This is a genomic window from Citrobacter portucalensis (assembly GCF_023374935.1).
Lineage (GTDB): Bacteria > Pseudomonadota > Gammaproteobacteria > Enterobacterales > Enterobacteriaceae > Citrobacter > Citrobacter portucalensis.
Window position 1 is genome coordinate 4,217,943 of the sequence record NZ_CP092466.1, and the last position, 18,883, is coordinate 4,236,825.

The following is an 18,883-nucleotide window of genomic DNA, read 5'->3' on the forward strand; positions in this document are numbered from 1 at the left end:
GTCACCGCACGGTGGCCAGCCCTTTCTCTTCACCTACAGCGTATCGCCGTAATAGATTTGGTAGCCAAGATTGACGCTGCCCGGCGCATCTTTCCCGTTCAAACGCTTAATCAGAATATCCGCCGCCGTTTTGCCAATCTCAAAGCGTGGCGTAATCACGCTGGCGATTTTTTGCAGCCGCGCACGGCCAATTTCCAGCCCGTGGAAACCGGCAATCGCCATTTTTCCCGGCACATCGTACTGCTGTGCCTGACACTCCAGCAGCGCGCCAACCGCCAGGTCATCGTTGGTACAGAAAATAGCGTCAATATCCGGCTTTTCCGCCATCGCCTGCTGGAACATCTTGCGGCCCAGCGCCACCGACGAAATAGTTTTTGGCGCCAGGTGGTACGCTTCCAGTCCCTGCGCCGCCAGCGCTTTCTCGGTGCCGCGAAAACGGCTAAGGTCTCGGGGGTCATCCATCGAGCCAAAGAAAGCAATGCTGCGTTTACCGCTGTCGATAAAAGCCTGCGTCATTTCAAACGCGGCTTTTTCGTTATCAAACCCAACCTGTATATCAAGATACTGGCCGCTAATATCCATCAGTTCCGCCACCGGTACGCCGCTGGCGCGCACGTACTGGATCATTCGCTCTGTATGCAGCTTTCCCGTGAGGATCAGGCCGTCGATATTGTAAGAGAGCAGGTTCAGCACCTCGCGTTCTTCACGCTCGGCATCATATTCGTAGTTGGCGATCAGCGTCTGGTACTGGCAGGCCGAGGTGACGGATTCAATCCCTGCCAGCACGTCGGCAAAGATCTGATTACGAAACGAGGGGATCAGCACACCAATGGTTTTGCTGCGTGCGTTGAGCAGAATTTCCGGGGCGCGGTTGGGGATGTAGTTGTTCTCTTCCATCACTTTCGAAATCAATTCGCGGCTGCGTTGCGACACCTGATTCGGGTCACGCAGATAACGGCTGACCGTCATCTTATTCAGCCCGGCCAGATTAGCGATATCCTGTAATGTCATCCGATTGTTTTTCATGAGGTTCTCTACGACCAACAGCCCATTATGCTCGCAGAGAACCTTATCACAGCCGGTTAGCGACTGCACTCCTCGCTCAACCTTAACGCGTAGCCATCTCAGCCGACGGCGACGTGGTTTCATTTTGCGCACGAACGCAGTACATCAGCACCACCGACGCCAGCAGAGCAATCGCCATGAAGGTGTAGGAGACGCCCGGCCCGCCGGTCACGCCGTTGAGGTAACCCACCAGCCACGCGCCGAGGAATGCCCCTAACGCGCCAAAACTGTTGATCATCCCCATCGACACACCGGAGACGTTGCGCGGCAGCAGTTCGGGGATCAGCGCAAAGAACGGCCCGTAAGGTGCATACATACAGGCGGCGGCCACAACCAGCAGCGCGTAGGAGAGCCAGAAGGACTGGTTGCCCAACAGCCACGAGGCAAAGAACGCGATGGCGGCAATCAACAGCAGCGGCCAGATAAACAGCTTACGATTTTGGAACTTATCGGACAGCCAGGAGACGGTCAGCATCAGGCAGATCGCCGCCAGATACGGCACCGCTGCCAGCCAGCCCACCGCCACAATGTCCATCTGAGCTGCATTTTTGAGGATTGACGGCATCCACATCATGAAGCCATACACCCCGATGCTCCACAGCGCATGCACCGCACAAAGCATAATGACGCTGCGTGAACGCATCGCTTCACCGTAGTTACGCATCGGTTTGATGTCGCGCTGCTCGCGATCCATCGCCTGCTGTAATGCCTGTTTCTCCTGCTCGCTCAACCAGCCCGCATCCGCCGGTTTGTCGCGTACCAGAATCACCCAGCAGAACGCCCAGATCACCGCCGGGATACCTTCGATAATAAACATTTCGCGCCAGCCCCAGGCTTCAATCAGGTAGCCGGAGACTATCGACATCCACAGTACTGTGACCGGGTTGCCGAGAATTAAAAAGGTGTTGGCGCGCGAGCGTTCAGTTTTGGTAAACCAGTTGCTGATATAAATCAGCATCGCGGGCATCACCGCTGCTTCGACGATGCCGAGAATAAAGCGGATCGCCATCAGCGTTGGGATATTGCTGACAAAGCCGGTCGCCGCGGCACAAAGCCCCCAAAGGATCAGGCTGTAAAAAATCATTTTGCGCACGCTACGCTTAACGGCGTACATCGCGCCCGGCACCTGGAAAAAGAAATAGCCCAGGAAGAATAACGCGCCAATTAACGATGCTGTTCCCTGAGTAATTCCTAAGTCATGTTCAATACCGGCGGCAGCGGCAAAGCCGTAATTGGCGCGGTCGAGATAAGCTAAGCTGTAGGTAATAAAAATAATCGGCATTAAATACCACCAGCGACGCGCTGGCAGTTTTGCGAGCATATTCATACTCACTCCTTGGATTATTGTTTTCGCTCAGGCCGCGCGTTGCGGCCCATTATTGATCAGACCGCGGCGAGCATGCCGCCGTCCACAAACAAAAGATGCCCATTCACAAAGTCAGAGGCGGGCGCGGCAAGATAAACCGCCGCGCCGATAAGCTCTTCCGGGTTACCCCAGCGAGCGGCGGGCGTGCGCTGGAACAGCCAGGCGGAGAATGCTTCATCGTTGACCAGCGCGGTGGTCATGTCGGTAGCGAAATAGCCGGGAGCAATGCCGTTGACCTGAATATTGTATTCCGCCAGTTCCACGCACATGCCACGGGTTAACATTTTGACCGCGCCTTTTGACGCCGCGTATGGAGTAATGGTTTTACGACCTAATTCGCTTTGCATTGAGCAGATATTAATAATCTTCCCGCGGCGGCGTTGCACCATGTAGCGGGAAACCTGCTGCGACACCAGAAAGACCGATTTCTGGTTTACATCAATCACTTTGTCCCATTCAGCCTCCGGGAATTCGGTGAAGGGAAAACGACGCTGAATTCCGGCGTTGTTAATTAAAATATCAATGGCCCCAACTTCCTTTTCAATTTGCGCGATGGCGCGCGCCACCTCTTCCCCGTTGGTGACATCAAAACCATAGCCAACGGCGCGATAGCCTTCGGCAACCAGTTTGTCCGCCGCCGCCTGAGCGCGCTGCTGGGTAATATCGTTAATCACAATCTCAGCACCGTGCGCCGCCAGACCGTTGGCCAACAGGTTACCAATGCCCTGAGCGGAACCGGTAATCAGCGCGCGTTTGCCGGTCAGGTCGAATAGGTTTTTCATAAAAAACTCCTTTTTTAATAACTGTTACGCGTAACTGTATACGCGTAACAGTAGAAAAAAGAAGATCAAGGAAGAGGAAAATGATCGTTATGTGATCAACATTACATTTACGTGCAAGATGAAAAAAAGAGGGATAGACCTGATAAGCGTAACGCGATCAGGCCGTAAAGACAGGTTGCCGGATGGCGGCGTAAACGCCTTATCCGGCCTACAAAAACGACAAAAGCGAATACGAAATGTCGTCCGGTCGAGCACTGCAACGCCGGGACTGCACCGGACTAAACATCCTTCACCCGCCCGGTCATCCACAGCGTCACCACCGAAATCACCGCAATCACCCAATAGACGGCATAGTGACCGTAGCTTTGCGCAACAGCCCCCTGAATCACCCCTGCCAGAATGACTCCCGTTGAAATACTGTTGGTAAATAATGTGGTCGCTGATCCCGCACGTCCGGGCATCAGATCCTGAAACCACAGCATGCCTATTCCGGCGATAATACCGATAAATACCGCGTTAAACAGTTGCAGCACCAGCAGCGCCGTACGGCTGTGAAAGAAGATCAAACCAAGATAAAACAGCACGCCTGCCGCGACGGCCGCGATCATCATTCGCCGTTTGCCAAAGCGTTTCACGTAATAGCCCGCCAGAATCATCGCCGGAATTTCCAGCCCAGCCGCCGTCCCCATCAGGATCCCGGCCAGCTTGTCTGGCAAGCCCAGCTCAAGGCTTATCCACAGCGGCATATCGATGATGTACATGGTGTTGCAGGTCCACATCAGCGTGGAGGCAATAAACAACATGCGCACATTTTTGTCCTGCCAACCGCCGGTCTGTTCCAGCGGCACGTCTACAGGCTGCTCCACCCGGGCGACTGACGGCAATATCAGCGCAATCAGCACCAGGCTAATGGCAAAAATCCCTGCAGCAATGGAAAACATCGCCGTAAAGCCGTAATTCAGCGCCAGCATGAATGCCAGCGGCGGTCCAATCACCCAGGCCAGCGAAAGCTGCGCACGCATCACCGAGCTAAACATCACCACTTCACGCGCGGAGTTATCAGCATATTCCCGCGCCAGCGCAAACAGTTGCGGCATGGCAGTATTCGCCAGCGAGGCCAGCAGCACACCGCAGGTGATCAGCGTAAGATAGTGGCGATTAAAGGCAAACAGCAACGCGTTGCCAATTGCCATCAGGCAGCAGAACATGATCAACTTACGCCGATCGCCCTGGCTGTCAGATCGTTTCGCGAGGCCAAGGCTGACGACGATCCCGACAATCGCATTGACGGTGTAAAACAGCCCGACCCAAAATGGCTGCGCCCCGACCTCACGGCTCAGGAACAGACTCAGCGTGGGTGCCTGCAATGCCCCCGCCACGCCCATCATAAAAGCGACCAGCATAAATGCCGCGTAAACGCCGTTGAGGCGCCGTCCCATGGTCATAATCCAGAGCATTGTTATCCCTATTGGCTGGGCTGATACGAAAAAAGCCAGCAGAAAAAATCTGCTGGCGGGTGATTTTACACCAATACTCAGTCACACATGATGTCTGCAATTCCCAATTCAGGAGTCAGATGTCATCTCCCACTGCATCAGCTCTTCGAGCATCTTTAAGCGCTGCGGTGCGCTCAGGCAAGCCAACCAGGACGATTTTTCTGTCGCGGTAAAGTACTTCAACCAGAACTGACGCATAGATGACCCCTTCGTTGTCTCATCGCTTCATCGGAATCTATTATTGGCTTAATATAGGGATTATAAAATTGCTGAGTTTTCCGCAGGAGTTCCCCTTTTATGTCTTCTGGTCGTTTGCAACAACAGTTCATCCGTCTGTGGCAATGCTGTGACGGCAAGACGCAAGACACGACGCTCAACGAGCTGGCGGATCTGCTGAGCTGCTCGCGCCGCCATATGCGTACGCTGCTTAATACCATGCAGGATCGTGGCTGGTTAACGTGGGAAGCTGAAGTTGGACGAGGTAAACGCTCGCGACTGACATTCCTCTATACCGGGCTGGCGCTCCAGCAGCAGCGCGCGGAAGACCTACTGGAACAGGATCGCATCGATCAACTAGTGCAGCTTGTCGGTGACAAAACGGCCGTACGGCAAATGCTGGTCTCCCATCTGGGTCGCAGCTTTCGCCAGGGTCGGCATATCATGCGCGTTCTCTATTATCGCCCCATGCACAACCTGCTCCCCGGCACGGCATTACGCCGCTCCGAAACCCATATCGCCCGCCAAATCTTCAGTGCCTTAATTCGGGTAAATGAGGAAAATGGGGAACTGGAAGCGGACATTGCCCATCACTGGCAGCAAATTTCACCTTTGCATTGGCGATTCTTCCTGCGCCCGGGGATCCATTTCCATCATGGCCGCGAGCTGGAAATGGAAGATGTTATCGCCTCGCTGAGGCGCATTAACGCCCTGCCGCTGTACTCACACATCACGCAGATCGTCTCTCCCACGGCCTGGACGCTGGATATCCATCTGGCCCAGCCAGATCGCTGGCTTCCCTGGCTATTGGGGCAGGTCCCCGCCATGATCCTGCCGCGAGAATGGGAAACGCTAAACAACTTCTCCAGTCACCCGATTGGTACCGGTCCGTATGCGGTAATGCGCAACACCAATAACCAACTGAAAATTCATGCATTTGATGATTACTTTGGCTACCGGGCCTTGATCGACGAAGTTAACGTTTGGGTATTACCCGATATCGGAGAAGAACCGGGCGGCGGGTTGACGCTAAAAGGCCCCACAGAGGATGAAAAGGCGATCGAAAGCCGCCTCGAAGAAGGCTGCTACTACCTGCTGTTTGATGCGCGTAGCCACCGTGGCGCTAATCAGGAGGTACGCGAGTGGGCAAGCCGCGTTCTCTCGCCAACAAATTTAATTTGCCACGCCGACGAACAGTACCAGCGACTGTGGTTTCCCGCGTATGGTTTACTCCCCCGCTGGCACCACGCGAAACCTGGCCACGGTGAAAAACCCGCAGGGCTGGAAACGCTGACAATCACCTACTATCGCGATCATATCGAACACCGGATTATCGCGCAGATCATGAAAACGTTGCTGGCGCAGCATCAGGTACAGTTGAATATTCAGGAGATCGACTACGATCAATGGCATGCAGGTGAAATCGTCAGCGATATCTGGCTCAACAGCGCCAACTTTACCCTCCCGCTGGACTTCTCACTGTTCGCCCATTTGTGCGAAGTCCCTTTGCTGCAAAACTGTATCTCGCGTGACTGGGAAAACGATGCGGCTCGCTGGCGAACGGGCGAAATGAGCCTGGCGGCATGGTGCCAACAACTGCTCGCCACAAAGGCCATTGTGCCGTTGATCCACCACTGGCTGATCATTCAGGGACAGCGAAGCATGCGCGGGCTGCGCATGAATACCCTCGGCTGGTTTGATTTTAAATCGGCATGGTTTGCGCCGCCGGATCCTTAATTGCTGCTGAGCAACAAAATCATTACACTAACGCCGTTCTCAACGGGGTGCTAAATAAAAAACATACACAAGATCATTCATGATGCATCAAGGCGGCAAGCGAGTGAGTCCCCAGGAGCATAGATAACTATGTGACTGGGGTGAGCGAGCGCTGCCAACACAGAGGCAGCGTGAATGATGAAGTGTATGGGCTGAGAGATACCCGTCGAACCTGATCCGGATAATGCCGGCGAAGGGATTTGAGGCTTATCTCAAGTCCTTTGCCACCCAACTCTTGAGGTGCAAAGTGTTTAAAAAATGTCTTCCGCTTTTACTGCTGTGCGCAGCGCCTGCCTTCGCTAAACCTGTACTGACCGTCTATACCTACGACTCGTTCGCCGCTGACTGGGGCCCTGGCCCGACAATCAAAAAAGCTTTTGAAGCTGACTGCAACTGCGAGCTAAAGCTGGTGGCGCTGGAAGATGGCGTCTCGCTGCTTAACCGCCTGCGCATGGAAGGAAAAAACAGCAAAGCCGACGTCGTGCTGGGTCTGGATAACAACCTGCTGGAAGCCGCCACACAAACCAAACTGTTTGCCAAAAGCGGTGTAGCAAACGACGCCGTTAACGTACCCGGCGGCTGGAAAAATGACACCTTTGTTCCGTTTGATTACGGCTACTTCGCTTTTGTCTATGATAAAAACAAGCTGAAAAATCCGCCCAAAAGCCTGAAAGAACTGGTAGAGAGCGACCAAAAATGGCGCGTCATTTATCAGGATCCGCGCACCAGCACGCCGGGATTGGGTCTGTTGCTATGGATGCAGAAAGTCTATGGCGATAAAGCGCCAGAGGCATGGCAGAAACTGGCAGTCAAAACCGTCACCGTCACCAAGGGCTGGAGCGAAGCCTACGGCCTGTTCCTGAAAGGTGAAAGCGATCTGGTGCTCAGCTACACCACCTCTCCGGCCTATCACATCATTGCCGATAAAAAAGACAACTACGCCGCGGCCAACTTTAGCGAAGGCCACTATTTACAGGTGGAAGTCGCCGCCCGTACCGCAGCCAGCAAGCAGCCGGAACTGGCCGAGAAATTCCTGAAGTTTATGGTATCCCCGGCATTCCAGAATGCGATTCCGACCGGCAACTGGATGTATCCCGTGACGCAAGTCGCCCTACCGCCAGGATTCGAGCAACTGAATAAACCGGCCATCGCGCTGGAATTTACGCCGCAGCAGGTTGCGGCCCAGCGTCAGGCATGGATTAGCGAATGGCAACGCGCCGTCAGCCGTTAATCCCCGGCTGGCTGGTTCCAGGGCTTACCGCCGCCACGCTGATGGTGGCCGTTGCCCTGGCCGCATTTCTGGCTCTGTGGTTTAACGCCCCGCAGGGAGAATGGCTCTCGCTGTGGCAAGATGACTACCTGTGGCACGTGGTGCGCTTTTCTTTCTGGCAGGCTTTTTTATCCGCTGTGCTGTCGGTTGTCCCGGCGATTTTCCTTGCCAGAGCGCTCTATCGTCGTCGTTTTCCAGGACGTCTGGCGCTGCTGCGTCTGTGCGCAATGACGTTAATCCTGCCAGTGCTGGTCGCGGTATTCGGTATTCTTAGCGTCTACGGCCGCCAGGGTTGGCTGGCCTCGCTCTGGCATATATTCGGGCTGGAGTGGACGTTTTCGCCATACGGTTTGCAGGGCATTCTGCTGGCGCATGTCTTTTTCAATCTGCCGATGGCCAGCCGCCTGCTGTTACAGTCGCTGGAGAATATTCCCGGCGAACAGCGGCAGTTAGCCGCTCAGTTGGGTATGCGTGGCTGGCATTTCTTCCGTTTTGTTGAATGGCCGTGGCTGCGTCGTCAGATCCTGCCCGTCGCGGCACTCATCTTTATGTTGTGCTTCGCCAGCTTCGCCACCGTTCTGTCGCTGGGCGGCGGGCCACAGGCCACCACCATCGAACTGGCTATCTATCAGGCGCTGAATTTTGATTACGATCCTGCCCGCGCAGCCATGCTGGCGTTGATCCAGATGGTTTGTTGTTTGGCGCTGGTGCTCCTCAGTCAACGTCTGAGCCGGGCGATTGCTCCCGGTGCTACCCTGGTACAAGGCTGGCGCGATCCCGACGATCGCCTGCACAGCCGACTGGCTGACGCAATCCTGATTATTCTTGCCCTGTTGCTGTTATTGCCGCCGTTGCTGGCGGTGATTGTCGATGGCTTAAACCGCCAGGTTCTGGATGTACTGATGCAGCCAGTGCTGTGGCAGGCGCTGGGAACCTCGCTGCGCATCGCATTAGCAGCAGGAGCGTTATGCGTCGTACTCACCATGATGCTGTTATGGAGCAGTCGTGAACTGCGCGCCCGACAGCAGCTGCTGGCAGGTCAGATGCTGGAGTTGAGCGGCATGATGATCCTCGCCATGCCGGGCATCGTGTTAGCTACCGGCTTCTTTCTGCTGCTCAATAACACCACTGGTCTTCCTGAATCTGCCGACAGCATTGTCATTTTTACCAATGCGCTGATGGCGATCCCTTATGCACTGAAGGTACTGGAAAACCCAATGCGTGACGTCACTGCGCGCTACAGTATGTTGTGCCAGTCGTTGGGCATTGAGGGATGGTCGCGCCTGAAAGTGGTTGAACTGCGCGCCCTGAAGCGCCCGCTGGCGCAGGCGATGGCGTTTGCCTGCGTCCTGTCGATTGGCGATTTTGGTGTAGTGGCGTTATTTGGTAATGAGGATTTCCGTACCCTGCCGTTTTATTTATATCAGCAGATTGGCTCTTATCGCAGTCAGGATGGCGCAGTTACGGCGTTATTACTGCTGATCCTATGCTTTACGCTGTTTACCGTTATTGAGAAATTGCCGGGTCAAAATGTTAAAACTGATTGATATCACATGGCTTTATCACCATTTGCCCATGCGCTTTACCCTGTCGGTCGCGCGCGGTGAGCAAATAGCTGTACTCGGGCCCAGCGGCGCCGGGAAAAGTACGCTGCTGAATCTGATTGCCGGCTTTCTCACGCCTGCCAGCGGTACCATGATGATTGATGGTGAAGATCACACCACCACGCCGCCCTCACGCCGTCCTGTTTCCATGCTGTTTCAGGAAAACAACCTGTTCAGCCATCTGAGCGTACAGCAAAACATCGGCCTGGGCCTGAATCCGGGATTGAAGCTGAACACATCGCAGCGGGAGAAAATGCACCACATCGCTCAACAAATGGGACTCGACTCTCTGCTGGAACGCCTCCCCGGCGAACTTTCCGGCGGGCAGCGACAGCGCGTGGCGCTGGCGCGTTGTCTGGTGCGGGAACAACCTATTTTACTGCTTGATGAACCGTTCTCAGCGCTCGATCCCGCGCTGCGCCAGGAGATGCTAACGCTGGTCGCCGAAGTCTGTCGCGAGAAGCAGCTGACCTTACTGATGGTTTCTCACAGCGTAGAAGATGCGGCGCGAATTGCGTCCCGCTCGATTGTGGTCGCCGATGGGCGCATCGCGTGGCAGGGCAAAACGGACGATCTGTTAAGCGGCAACGCCAGCGCCTCGGCGCTATTGGGCATTAAAGCATAATGCGTTGCCGGATGACGGCGTGAACGCCTTATCCGGCCTGCAGGTCGCACATTTTGTAGGCCGGATAAGGCAAAGCCGCCATCCGGCAAAGGTGTCGTCAGTAACCCACCACTTTGCGCAGAATGTCGATATACACCGGCATCAGCGGATGGCGCAGTAACGTCACCAGCGCGACCACGCCGATCCCGAGCGTCAACGGCGCCAGATACAGCAAACGGCTGCGGGGGAAATACGCCGTTAAGCGATCAACAGCCGCTTTGCCACTGCGCCACAGCCGCCAACAAAACCAGCCGCCCACCCAGAGCAACACCGCCGTCGCCAGCAGCAACCATTTAAAATCCCCGCTCTGCATATCAGAAGGGATATCAATTGCCGCTCCCGCCAGGATCCCCGGCAGGAAGTAGAACGGTGGCCACAGCACGCAGCCAATAATATTCGGGACGATAAATTTAGCGACAGGCAGATCCAGCATGCCTGCTACCATCGGCACCAGCGGGCGCGTCGGTCCGACAAAACGCCCCACCAGAATAGTAAACATGCTGTGCTGATGCAGGGCGTGCTCGGTTTTATCCAGCAACGCCTTGTTCTTTTTCATGAACGACCAACGGTGCAATGGCTTTTTAAAGCGCCAGCCCAACCAGAAGGAGATCCAGTCCCCCAACAGGCAGCCGACAATGCCCGCAAGCCAGGCATGCCAGAAGTTCAGTTCGCCGCTGCCAATCAGCGCGCCCAACCCCGCCATCATCACGGTCCCGGGCAGAATCAGACCAACCAGCGCCAACGACTCCAAAAAAGCCACCAGAAGTACGGCGATCAGAGAGTACAGGGCGGACTGGAGAATAAAGTGTTCCAGCAATGCTTGCATAATGTGTCCGTCAAATTTACGAAGCAGGGATTTTGATAACCCCTCTCAACTTCGTCAAGCCATCAATTGTCTGAATAGATTGCGAGTTATGACAACTTTCAGGATACATCATTCACTTTTTATTCACATCCAGCGCGAAACTCGCTCGGACTGGCACCGGTACATTTTTTGAAAACACGAGAGAAATAGAGCTGGTCGTCAAAGCCAACATTGCGACCTACGGTGGCGATAGGCATACGTGTGGTACTCAGCAGTAACTTCGCCTGGCTGATGCGCTGGTCCTCGCGCCAGCTTAATACACTGATACCCAACTGCTGACGGAACAGATGCGACAAACGGGAAGGCGACAGGCAGACATGCTGTGCGACGCTGGCAATATCAAAATTGCTGTCCGCCAGATGATCGCTAATGTACTGGCAGGCATCGCGAACGCGGTTGTCCATGGGCGGGTGTAGCGATTCATTGATGGCTTCCATACGTCGGAGCAACAACTGCTCCAGTAAATTAATCGCCAGCAGTTCAGAATAACGACCTTCTCCCTGCCCGGCGTTAATTATTTGCCCAAACAGCTCGTTAAAATGCGGCTGATGTGCTTCATCCGGGCGGAAAAAACCGGTCTGGCCAAAAATGGCCGGCCAGGTCAGCCACTCCTGCCAGTAGGCGCGCGGGCGAAAGTAAACCCACTGGTGATACCACTCGCTGGCATCAGGATGGCGCCCGTAGTGGTGAATTTCTCCGGGTGGAAACAACAGAATATCGCCAGGCCGGCAGACAAACTGCTTGCCCTGATTATTGATAACCCCTTCGCCACGGATGGTGAGATTGAGGATATAACCCTTCATACCCAGCGGCCTGTCGATAAAAAAATCCAGGTATCCGTTCGCCTCAATGGGGGTTAATCCGGCCACCAAATGCGCGTTAAACGAATAACCTGGCAACAGGGGATCGTTTTGCGTTTCAGCCATAATTTCAATACTCCCTATGTCCTGCCAAGAAACAATTTGTCCATATTACGCCAGACATCATCGCTGTCGCCTCTGCGGGCCGCTGTATTTGCGGCCATGGACCACCAACCCCGCTTGTGAAAAGCTCTTTGTAAAAAACATGTACTACGCCAACGTCAAAATCGGCTAACAAAAGTGTCTATAACTACGGCAGAAATGTCCACATTGATTATTTGCACAGCGTCACACTTTGTGATGTCACAGCATTTTAGTCCATAAGATTAGCGGATCCTGCCTGACGGTTTTTATCGCTACTCACTACTGTTTATCCATACCCGTATTTTTGGATGGAGTAAGACGATGGCGATTGCAATTGGCCTCGATTTTGGTAGTGATTCAGTACGCGCTTTGGCGGTGGAATGTGCCACCGGCGAAGAGATCGCCACCAGCGTTGAGTGGTACCCACGTTGGCAGAAAGGGCAGTATTGCGATGGCCCAAACAACCAGTTTCGCCATCATCCGCGCGACTACATTGAGTCCATGGAAGCGGCGCTGAAAACCGTCCTGGCCGAGCTGAGCGCAGAACAACGCGCGGAAGTAGTCGGGATTGGCGTTGACAGTACCGGCTCAACCCCGGCACCCATCGATGCAGACGGTAATGTACTGGCGCTGCGTCCGGAGTTCGCGGAAAACCCGAATGCGATGTTTGTCCTGTGGAAAGATCACACCTCAGTAGAAGAAGCCGAAGAAATCACCCGCCTGTGCCATACACCGGGCAAGATCGATTACTCCCGCTATATCGGTGGCATTTATTCCAGCGAATGGTTCTGGGCCAAAATCCTGCATGTAACTCGTCAGGACCACGCAGTTGCCGAAGCTGCGGTTTCGTGGATTGAGCTATGCGACTGGGTTCCAGCCCTGCTCTCCAACACCGTACGCCCGCAGGATATTCGTCGCGGTCGCTGCAGCGCCGGGCATAAATCCCTGTGGCATGAAAGCTGGGGGGGTCTGCCGCCAGCCAGTTTCTTTGACGAACTCGACCCCATCCTCAACCGCCATCTGCAATACCCAATGTTTACCGATACCTTCACCGCGGATCTGCCGGTTGGCACCCTGTGCGCCGAGTGGGCACAGCGTCTGGGGCTACCGGAGAGTGTGGTGATTGCAGGCGGTGCTTTTGACTGCCATATGGGCGCGGTCGGCACAGGTGCACAGCCTAACACGCTGGTGAAAGTCATCGGCACGTCTACCTGCGACATTCTGATTGCCGACAAGCAAAGCGTTGGCGAGCGTGCGGTGAAAGGCATTTGCGGCCAGGTTGATGGCAGCGTGGTACCTAATTTTATTGGCCTTGAAGCTGGTCAGTCTGCATTCGGTGACATCTATGCCTGGTTTAGCCGTGTATTGAGCTGGCCGCTGGAACAGCTTGCGGCGCAGCACCCGGAACTGAAAACACAGATTAAAGCCAGCCAAAAACAGCTGCTGCCTGCGCTCACCGAAGCCTGGGCGAAAAATCCGTCGCTGGATCACCTGCCGGTGGTGCTCGACTGGTTCAATGGTCGTCGTACGCCGAATGCCAACCAGCGTCTGAAAGGCGTCATTACCGACCTGAATCTGGCAACCGATGCACCAGCGCTGTTCGGTGGTCTGATTGCCGCCACGGCCTTTGGCGCACGCGCCATCATGGAATGCTTCACCGAACAAGGCATTGCGGTTAACAACGTGATGGCGCTTGGCGGTATCGCGCGCAAGAACCCGGTCATCATGCAGGCCTGCTGTGACGTGCTGAACCGTCCGCTACAGATTGTCGCTTCAGACCAGTGCTGCGCACTCGGTGCAGCTATCTTCGCCGCCGTTGCCGCGAAAGTACACGCTGATATCCCTGCCGCTCAGCAGCAGATGGCAAGCGCCGTGGAAAACACGCTGCAACCTCGCCCAGAGCAGGCTCAACGTTTTGAACAGCTTTACCGCCGCTATCAGCAGTGGGCAGTAAGCGCTGAACAGCAATACCTTCCGACTGCCGCTCCGGCGCAACAAGCCCCGGTAGACCTGGCAACCCTGACACATTAAGGACACGACAATGACGATTTTTGATAACTATGAAGTGTGGTTTGTGATTGGTAGCCAGCATCTGTATGGCCCTGAAACCCTGCGTCAGGTAACCCAACATGCCGAGCACGTCGTTAACGCACTGAATACTGAAGCCAAACTGCCCTGCAAGCTGGTATTAAAACCGCTGGGCACTTCCCCTGACGAGATTACCGCTATCTGTCGTGACGCGAATTACGACGATCGCTGTGCAGGGATGGTGGTCTGGCTGCATACCTTCTCCCCGGCCAAAATGTGGATTAACGGCCTGACTATTCTCAACAAGCCACTGATGCAGTTCCACACCCAGTTCAATGCCGCCCTGCCGTGGGACAGCATTGATATGGACTTTATGAACCTGAACCAGACTGCGCACGGCGGTCGTGAGTTCGGCTTCATCGGCGCGCGTATGCGTCAGCAGCATGCTGTGGTCACCGGTCACTGGCAGGATAAACAAGCGCACGAACGCATTGGCTCCTGGATGCGCCAGGCCGTGTCCAAACAAGATACCCGCCACCTGAAAGTCTGCCGTTTTGGCGACAACATGCGTGAAGTTGCGGTCACCGATGGCGATAAAGTCGCTGCGCAGATCAAGTTCGGCTTCTCGGTAAACACCTGGGCCGTGGGCGATCTGGTGCAGGTAGTGAACGCAATTAGCGACGGTGAAATCAACGCGCTAATCGATGAGTACGAAAGCACCTATACCATGACGGCGGCGACGCAAGTCCACGGTGAAAAACGTCAGAATGTCCTGGAAGCGGCCCGTATTGAACTGGGGATGAAGCGCTTCCTGGAACAGGGCGGATTCCACGCCTTCACCACCACATTTGAAGATTTACACGGCCTGAAACAGCTCCCTGGTCTGGCCGTACAGCGTCTGATGCAGCAAGGCTACGGCTTTGCGGGCGAAGGCGACTGGAAAACCGCCGCTCTGCTTCGCATCATGAAGGTGATGTCAACCGGTCTGCAGGGCGGCACCTCATTTATGGAGGATTACACCTACCACTTCGAGAAAGGCAACGATCTGGTGCTCGGCTCGCACATGCTGGAAGTGTGCCCGTCCATCGCGGTGGAAGAGAAACCGATCCTCGACGTACAGCACCTCGGCATTGGTGGTAAAGACGATCCTGCCCGTCTGATCTTCAACACCAAAACCGGCCCGGCAGTGGTTGCCAGCCTGATCGATCTCGGCGATCGCTATCGCCTGCTGGTTAACTGCATCGACACGGTACAAACGCCACACTCCCTGCCCAAACTGCCTGTCGCTAACGCTCTGTGGAAAGCTCAACCGGATCTGCCAACCGCTTCTGAAGCCTGGATCCTGGCCGGTGGCGCGCACCACACCGTGTTCAGCCACGCGCTGGATCTGAACGACATGCGTCAGTTCGCCGAAATGCACGATATCGAGATCGCGGTGATCGATAACGATACCCGCCTGCCGGCCTTTAAGGACGCGCTGCGCTGGAACGAAGTGTATTACGGGTTCAAACGTTAATTGGTGAAACGGATTGCCCGGTGGCATTTCATTTACCGGGCCTACAAATTACGTAGGCCGGATAAGCGAAGCGCCATCCGGCATTCAGGAGTTAACATGCTAGAAGATCTTAAACGTCAGGTACTGGAAGCGAATCTGGCGCTGCCAAAGCACAACCTGGTGACGCTGACCTGGGGAAACGTTAGCGCCGTCGATCGCGAGCGCGGCGTGTTTGTGATTAAACCTTCGGGAGTCGATTACAGCGTAATGACCGCCGACGATATGGTGGTAGTCAGTATCGCCACGGGGGAAGTCGTTGAAGGCACGAAAAAGCCCTCCTCAGATACCCCAACACACCGTTTGTTATATCAGGCATTCCCGACCATTGGCGGCATTGTTCACACCCATTCGCGTCATGCAACCATCTGGGCGCAGGCGGGTCAGTCGATTCCGGCAACGGGGACCACCCATGCGGACTATTTCTACGGTTCGATTCCCTGCACACGCAAAATGACCGACGAAGAAATCAATGGCGAATATGAATGGGAAACCGGTAACGTAATCGTTGAAGCCTTTGAAAAACAAGGTATTGACGCCGCACAGATGCCTGGCGTGCTGGTGCACTCTCACGGTCCATTTGCCTGGGGAAAAAATGCCGAAGATGCGGTGCATAACGCCATCGTGCTGGAAGAAGTAGCCTATATGGGGATTTTCTGCCGCCAGCTCGCGCCGCAATTACCGGATATGCAGCAAACCCTGCTAGATAAACACTACCTGCGCAAACACGGTGCTAAAGCGTATTACGGACAGTAACCTCTTTTGAGCATGACAACTGTATAAAATCACAGCTAATCTATCAGAACCAGGCTATAATAATGCCTGGTTTTTTGACGGATACGCAGCGTGGCGCAAGCAGGTTTTATTTTAACCCGGCACTGGCGGGACACCCCGCAGGGAACTGAGGTCTCATTCTGGCTGGCTACAGACGATGGGCCGCTGCAGGTCACGCTCGCGCCTCAGGAGTCGGTCGCGTTTATTCCCACCAGTCAGGTTCCTCGCGTAATGTCATTATTACGCACTGAAAACGGCTATCGCCTGAAATCGCTGCAATTGCAAGACTTCCACCGCCAGCCTGTTTCCGGACTGTATTGCCGCTCACATCGCCAGCTCATGCGATTGGAAAAACTGCTGCGCGAAAACGCAGTCACCGTCTATGAGGGCGACGTACGCCCACCTGAGCGGTATCTGATGGAGCGCTTTATCACCTCCCCTGTTTGGGTCGAAGGCGACAGACATAATGACATGCTGGTGAATGCCCGCCTGAAGCCGAACCCTGACTATCGACCACCGCTAAAATGGGTATCGCTGGATATTGAAACCACGCGCCACGGCGAACTCTATTGCATCGGTCTTGAAGGCTGTGGGCAGCGTATTGTCTACATGCTCGGCCCGCCAAACGGCGACGCCTCTACGCTTGATTTTGAACTTGAGTACGTAGCAAGCCGCCCGCAGTTGCTGGAAAAACTCAATGACTGGGTTGCCCGTCACGATCCTGATGTGATAATTGGCTGGAACGTCGTGCAATTCGATTTACGCGTCCTGCAAAAGCACGCCGAACGTTACCGCATTCCCCTGCGTTTTGGTCGTGATAATAGCGAACTGGAGTGGCGCGAGCATGGCTTCAAAAACGGCGTGTTCTTCGCGCAGGCCAAAGGTCGTCTGATCATTGACGGCATTGAAGCACTCAAATCCGCATTCTGGAATTTCTCGTCATTCTCGCTGGAAACGGTGTCACAGGAGCTGCTGGGCGAAGGGAAGTCGATTGATAATCCGTGGGACAGAATGGATGAAATCGACCGTCGATTTGCCCAGGATAAGCCCGCGCTTGCCACCTACAATCTCAAAGACTGTGAGTTGGTCACGCGCATTTTTCACAAAACCGAGATCATGCCATTTCTGCTGGAACGATCGACGGTCAACGGTCTGCCGGTCGACCGGCACGGTGGTTCAGTTGCCGCCTTCGGACATCTCTACCTGCCACGAATGCACCGGGCGGGTTATGTGGCGCCGAATCTCGGTGAAGTCCCCGCGCACGCCAGTCCCGGCGGCTATGTGATGGACTCGCGCCCAGGATTGTACGACTCCGTACTGGTGCTGGATTACAAAAGCCTGTATCCCTCAATAATTCGTACTTTTTTAATCGATCCGGTGGGGCTTATCGAAGGGATGGCGCAGCCGGATCCGGAACACAGCACCGAAGGTTTCCTTGACGCCTGGTTTTCACGCAAAAAGCACTGCCTGCCGGAAATCGTTACACAGATCTGGCACGGGCGCGAAGAAGCAAAACGCCGCGGCAATAAACCGCTCTCGCAGGCGTTGAAAATCATCATGAACGCATTTTACGGCGTGCTGGGCACCACCGCCTGTCGCTTTTTCGACCCGAGACTGGCCTCGTCCATTACCATGCGCGGCCATGCGATCATGCGCCAGACCAAAGCGTTAATTGAGGCTCAGGGTTACGATGTCATTTATGGCGATACCGATTCCACCTTTGTCTGGCTGAAAAAGGCGCACTCAGAAGACGATGCAGCCCGAATTGGTCGGGAACTGGTGAGCTATGTCAACACCTGGTGGGCGCAATCGCTGAAGCAACAAAATCTGACCAGCGCGCTGGAGCTGGAATTTGAAACCCATTTTTGTCGCTTTCTGATGCCGACCATTCGCGGTGCAGATACCGGCAGTAAAAAACGCTATGCGGGGATGATTCAGGACGGTGCAGAGCAACGTATGGTGTTTAAGGGACTGGAAACGGTACGAACCGACTGGACGCCGCTAGCCCAACAGTTTCAGCAGGAGCTATACCTGCGAATTTTTCGTAACGAACCTTATCAGGAGTTTGTTCGCGAGACTATTGACCGTCTGATGGCTGGTGAAATGGATGAACAACTGGTGTACCGCAAGCGCCTGCGTCGCCCGTTAAGTGAATACCAGCGAAATGTTCCACCACACGTTCGTGCCGCGCGACTCGCCGATGAGCAGAATGTAAAGCTGGGGCGTCCGCCACAGTATCAGAATCGCGGAACCATAAAATATGTCTGGACGGTCAATGGCCCAGAACCTGTTGATTATCAGCTATCTGTACTCGATTACGAGCATTATCTGACCCGCCAGATCCAACCCGTTGCCGAGGGAATTCTTCCCTTTATTGACGATAATTTTGCTACACTACTCACAGGACAACTGGGGTTATTTTGACGCGTGACGAAACCGCCGCCATCCAGTACCATAGCGCCCTTTCCATTCCTGGACCCA

15 protein-coding genes are annotated in these 18,883 nt (G+C 54.7%); 8 read left to right on the plus strand and 7 right to left on the minus strand.

The window, feature by feature from the left end; all coding sequences use genetic code 11:
- Window positions 1-33: 33 nt before the first annotated feature.
- From idnR to sgrT, 5 genes are all read right to left on the minus strand, one after another.
- On the minus strand, window positions 34-1,026 hold the full coding sequence (gene idnR / locus LY264_RS20490; protein WP_032944294.1) for a DNA-binding transcriptional regulator IdnR: 993 nt from the start codon (window positions 1,024-1,026) through the stop codon (window positions 34-36).
- Between the two features lie 82 nt (window positions 1,027-1,108).
- Window positions 1,109-2,392, minus strand: coding sequence for an MFS transporter (locus LY264_RS20495; RefSeq protein WP_048227099.1), 1,284 nt, complete (start codon window positions 2,390-2,392; stop codon window positions 1,109-1,111).
- A 56-nt stretch (window positions 2,393-2,448) separates the two neighbouring features.
- On the minus strand, window positions 2,449-3,213 hold the full coding sequence (gene idnO, locus LY264_RS20500) for a gluconate 5-dehydrogenase (RefSeq protein WP_008786186.1): 765 nt from the start codon (window positions 3,211-3,213) through the stop codon (window positions 2,449-2,451).
- Between the two features lie 278 nt (window positions 3,214-3,491).
- On the minus strand, window positions 3,492-4,670 hold the full coding sequence (locus LY264_RS20505; protein ID WP_003829576.1) for a sugar efflux transporter: 1,179 nt from the start codon (window positions 4,668-4,670) through the stop codon (window positions 3,492-3,494).
- A 108-nt stretch (window positions 4,671-4,778) separates the two neighbouring features.
- Window positions 4,779-4,907 carry a glucose uptake inhibitor SgrT gene (sgrT, locus tag LY264_RS20510; RefSeq protein WP_020996233.1) on the minus strand — a complete coding sequence of 43 codons (129 nt, stop codon included), beginning with the start codon at window positions 4,905-4,907 and terminating at the stop codon, window positions 4,779-4,781.
- A 99-nt stretch (window positions 4,908-5,006) separates the two neighbouring features.
- On the opposite strand from sgrT, the gene sgrR reads away from it, so the two are divergent.
- From sgrR to thiQ, 4 genes are all read left to right on the plus strand, one after another.
- Window positions 5,007-6,662, plus strand: coding sequence for an HTH-type transcriptional regulator SgrR (sgrR, locus tag LY264_RS20515; protein WP_048214950.1), 1,656 nt, complete (start codon window positions 5,007-5,009; stop codon window positions 6,660-6,662).
- 286 nt (window positions 6,663-6,948) lie between these two features.
- Complete coding sequence (gene thiB / locus LY264_RS20520) at window positions 6,949-7,932, plus strand: thiamine ABC transporter substrate binding subunit (RefSeq protein WP_048227100.1); 984 nt, start codon at window positions 6,949-6,951, stop codon at window positions 7,930-7,932.
- Window positions 7,908-9,518 (plus strand): thiamine/thiamine pyrophosphate ABC transporter permease ThiP, encoded by a 1,611-nt coding sequence (thiP, locus tag LY264_RS20525; protein ID WP_048227101.1) that lies wholly within the window; start codon window positions 7,908-7,910, stop codon window positions 9,516-9,518. The genes thiB and thiP overlap by 25 nt, the downstream gene beginning before the upstream one ends.
- On the plus strand, window positions 9,502-10,200 hold the full coding sequence (thiQ, locus tag LY264_RS20530) for a thiamine ABC transporter ATP-binding protein ThiQ (protein WP_048227102.1): 699 nt from the start codon (window positions 9,502-9,504) through the stop codon (window positions 10,198-10,200). Before thiP ends, thiQ begins: the two co-directional genes overlap by 17 nt.
- Before the next feature lie 97 nt (window positions 10,201-10,297).
- Here the strand turns inward: thiQ and LY264_RS20535 are convergent, their stop codons facing one another.
- Together LY264_RS20535 and araC are read right to left on the minus strand one after the other, a co-directional pair.
- Entirely contained in the window at window positions 10,298-11,065 is a 768-nt protein-coding gene (locus LY264_RS20535; protein ID WP_048227103.1) for a DedA family protein, read from the minus strand.
- A 119-nt stretch (window positions 11,066-11,184) separates the two neighbouring features.
- A complete protein-coding gene (araC, locus tag LY264_RS20540) occupies window positions 11,185-12,030 on the minus strand; it encodes an arabinose operon transcriptional regulator AraC (protein ID WP_003829586.1) in 846 nt (281 codons plus the stop codon).
- Between the two features lie 339 nt (window positions 12,031-12,369).
- On the opposite strand from araC, the gene araB reads away from it, so the two are divergent.
- The 4 genes from araB to polB all read left to right on the plus strand — a co-directional run bounded on the left by araB (window position 12,370) and on the right by polB (window position 18,826).
- Window positions 12,370-14,079, plus strand: a complete 1,710-nt coding sequence (gene araB, locus LY264_RS20545) for a ribulokinase (RefSeq protein WP_071692312.1) — start codon at window positions 12,370-12,372, stop codon at window positions 14,077-14,079.
- A gap of 10 nt (window positions 14,080-14,089) precedes the next feature.
- On the plus strand, window positions 14,090-15,592 hold the full coding sequence (gene araA / locus LY264_RS20550) for an L-arabinose isomerase (RefSeq protein WP_003829590.1): 1,503 nt from the start codon (window positions 14,090-14,092) through the stop codon (window positions 15,590-15,592).
- Window positions 15,593-15,688: 96 nt separating this feature from the next.
- A complete protein-coding gene (gene araD / locus LY264_RS20555; RefSeq protein ID WP_048227105.1) occupies window positions 15,689-16,384 on the plus strand; it encodes an L-ribulose-5-phosphate 4-epimerase in 696 nt (231 codons plus the stop codon).
- Between the two features lie 90 nt (window positions 16,385-16,474).
- Window positions 16,475-18,826, plus strand: a complete 2,352-nt coding sequence (gene polB, locus LY264_RS20560) for a DNA polymerase II (RefSeq protein ID WP_048227106.1) — start codon at window positions 16,475-16,477, stop codon at window positions 18,824-18,826.
- The last annotated feature ends 57 nt before the right edge of the window (window positions 18,827-18,883 follow it).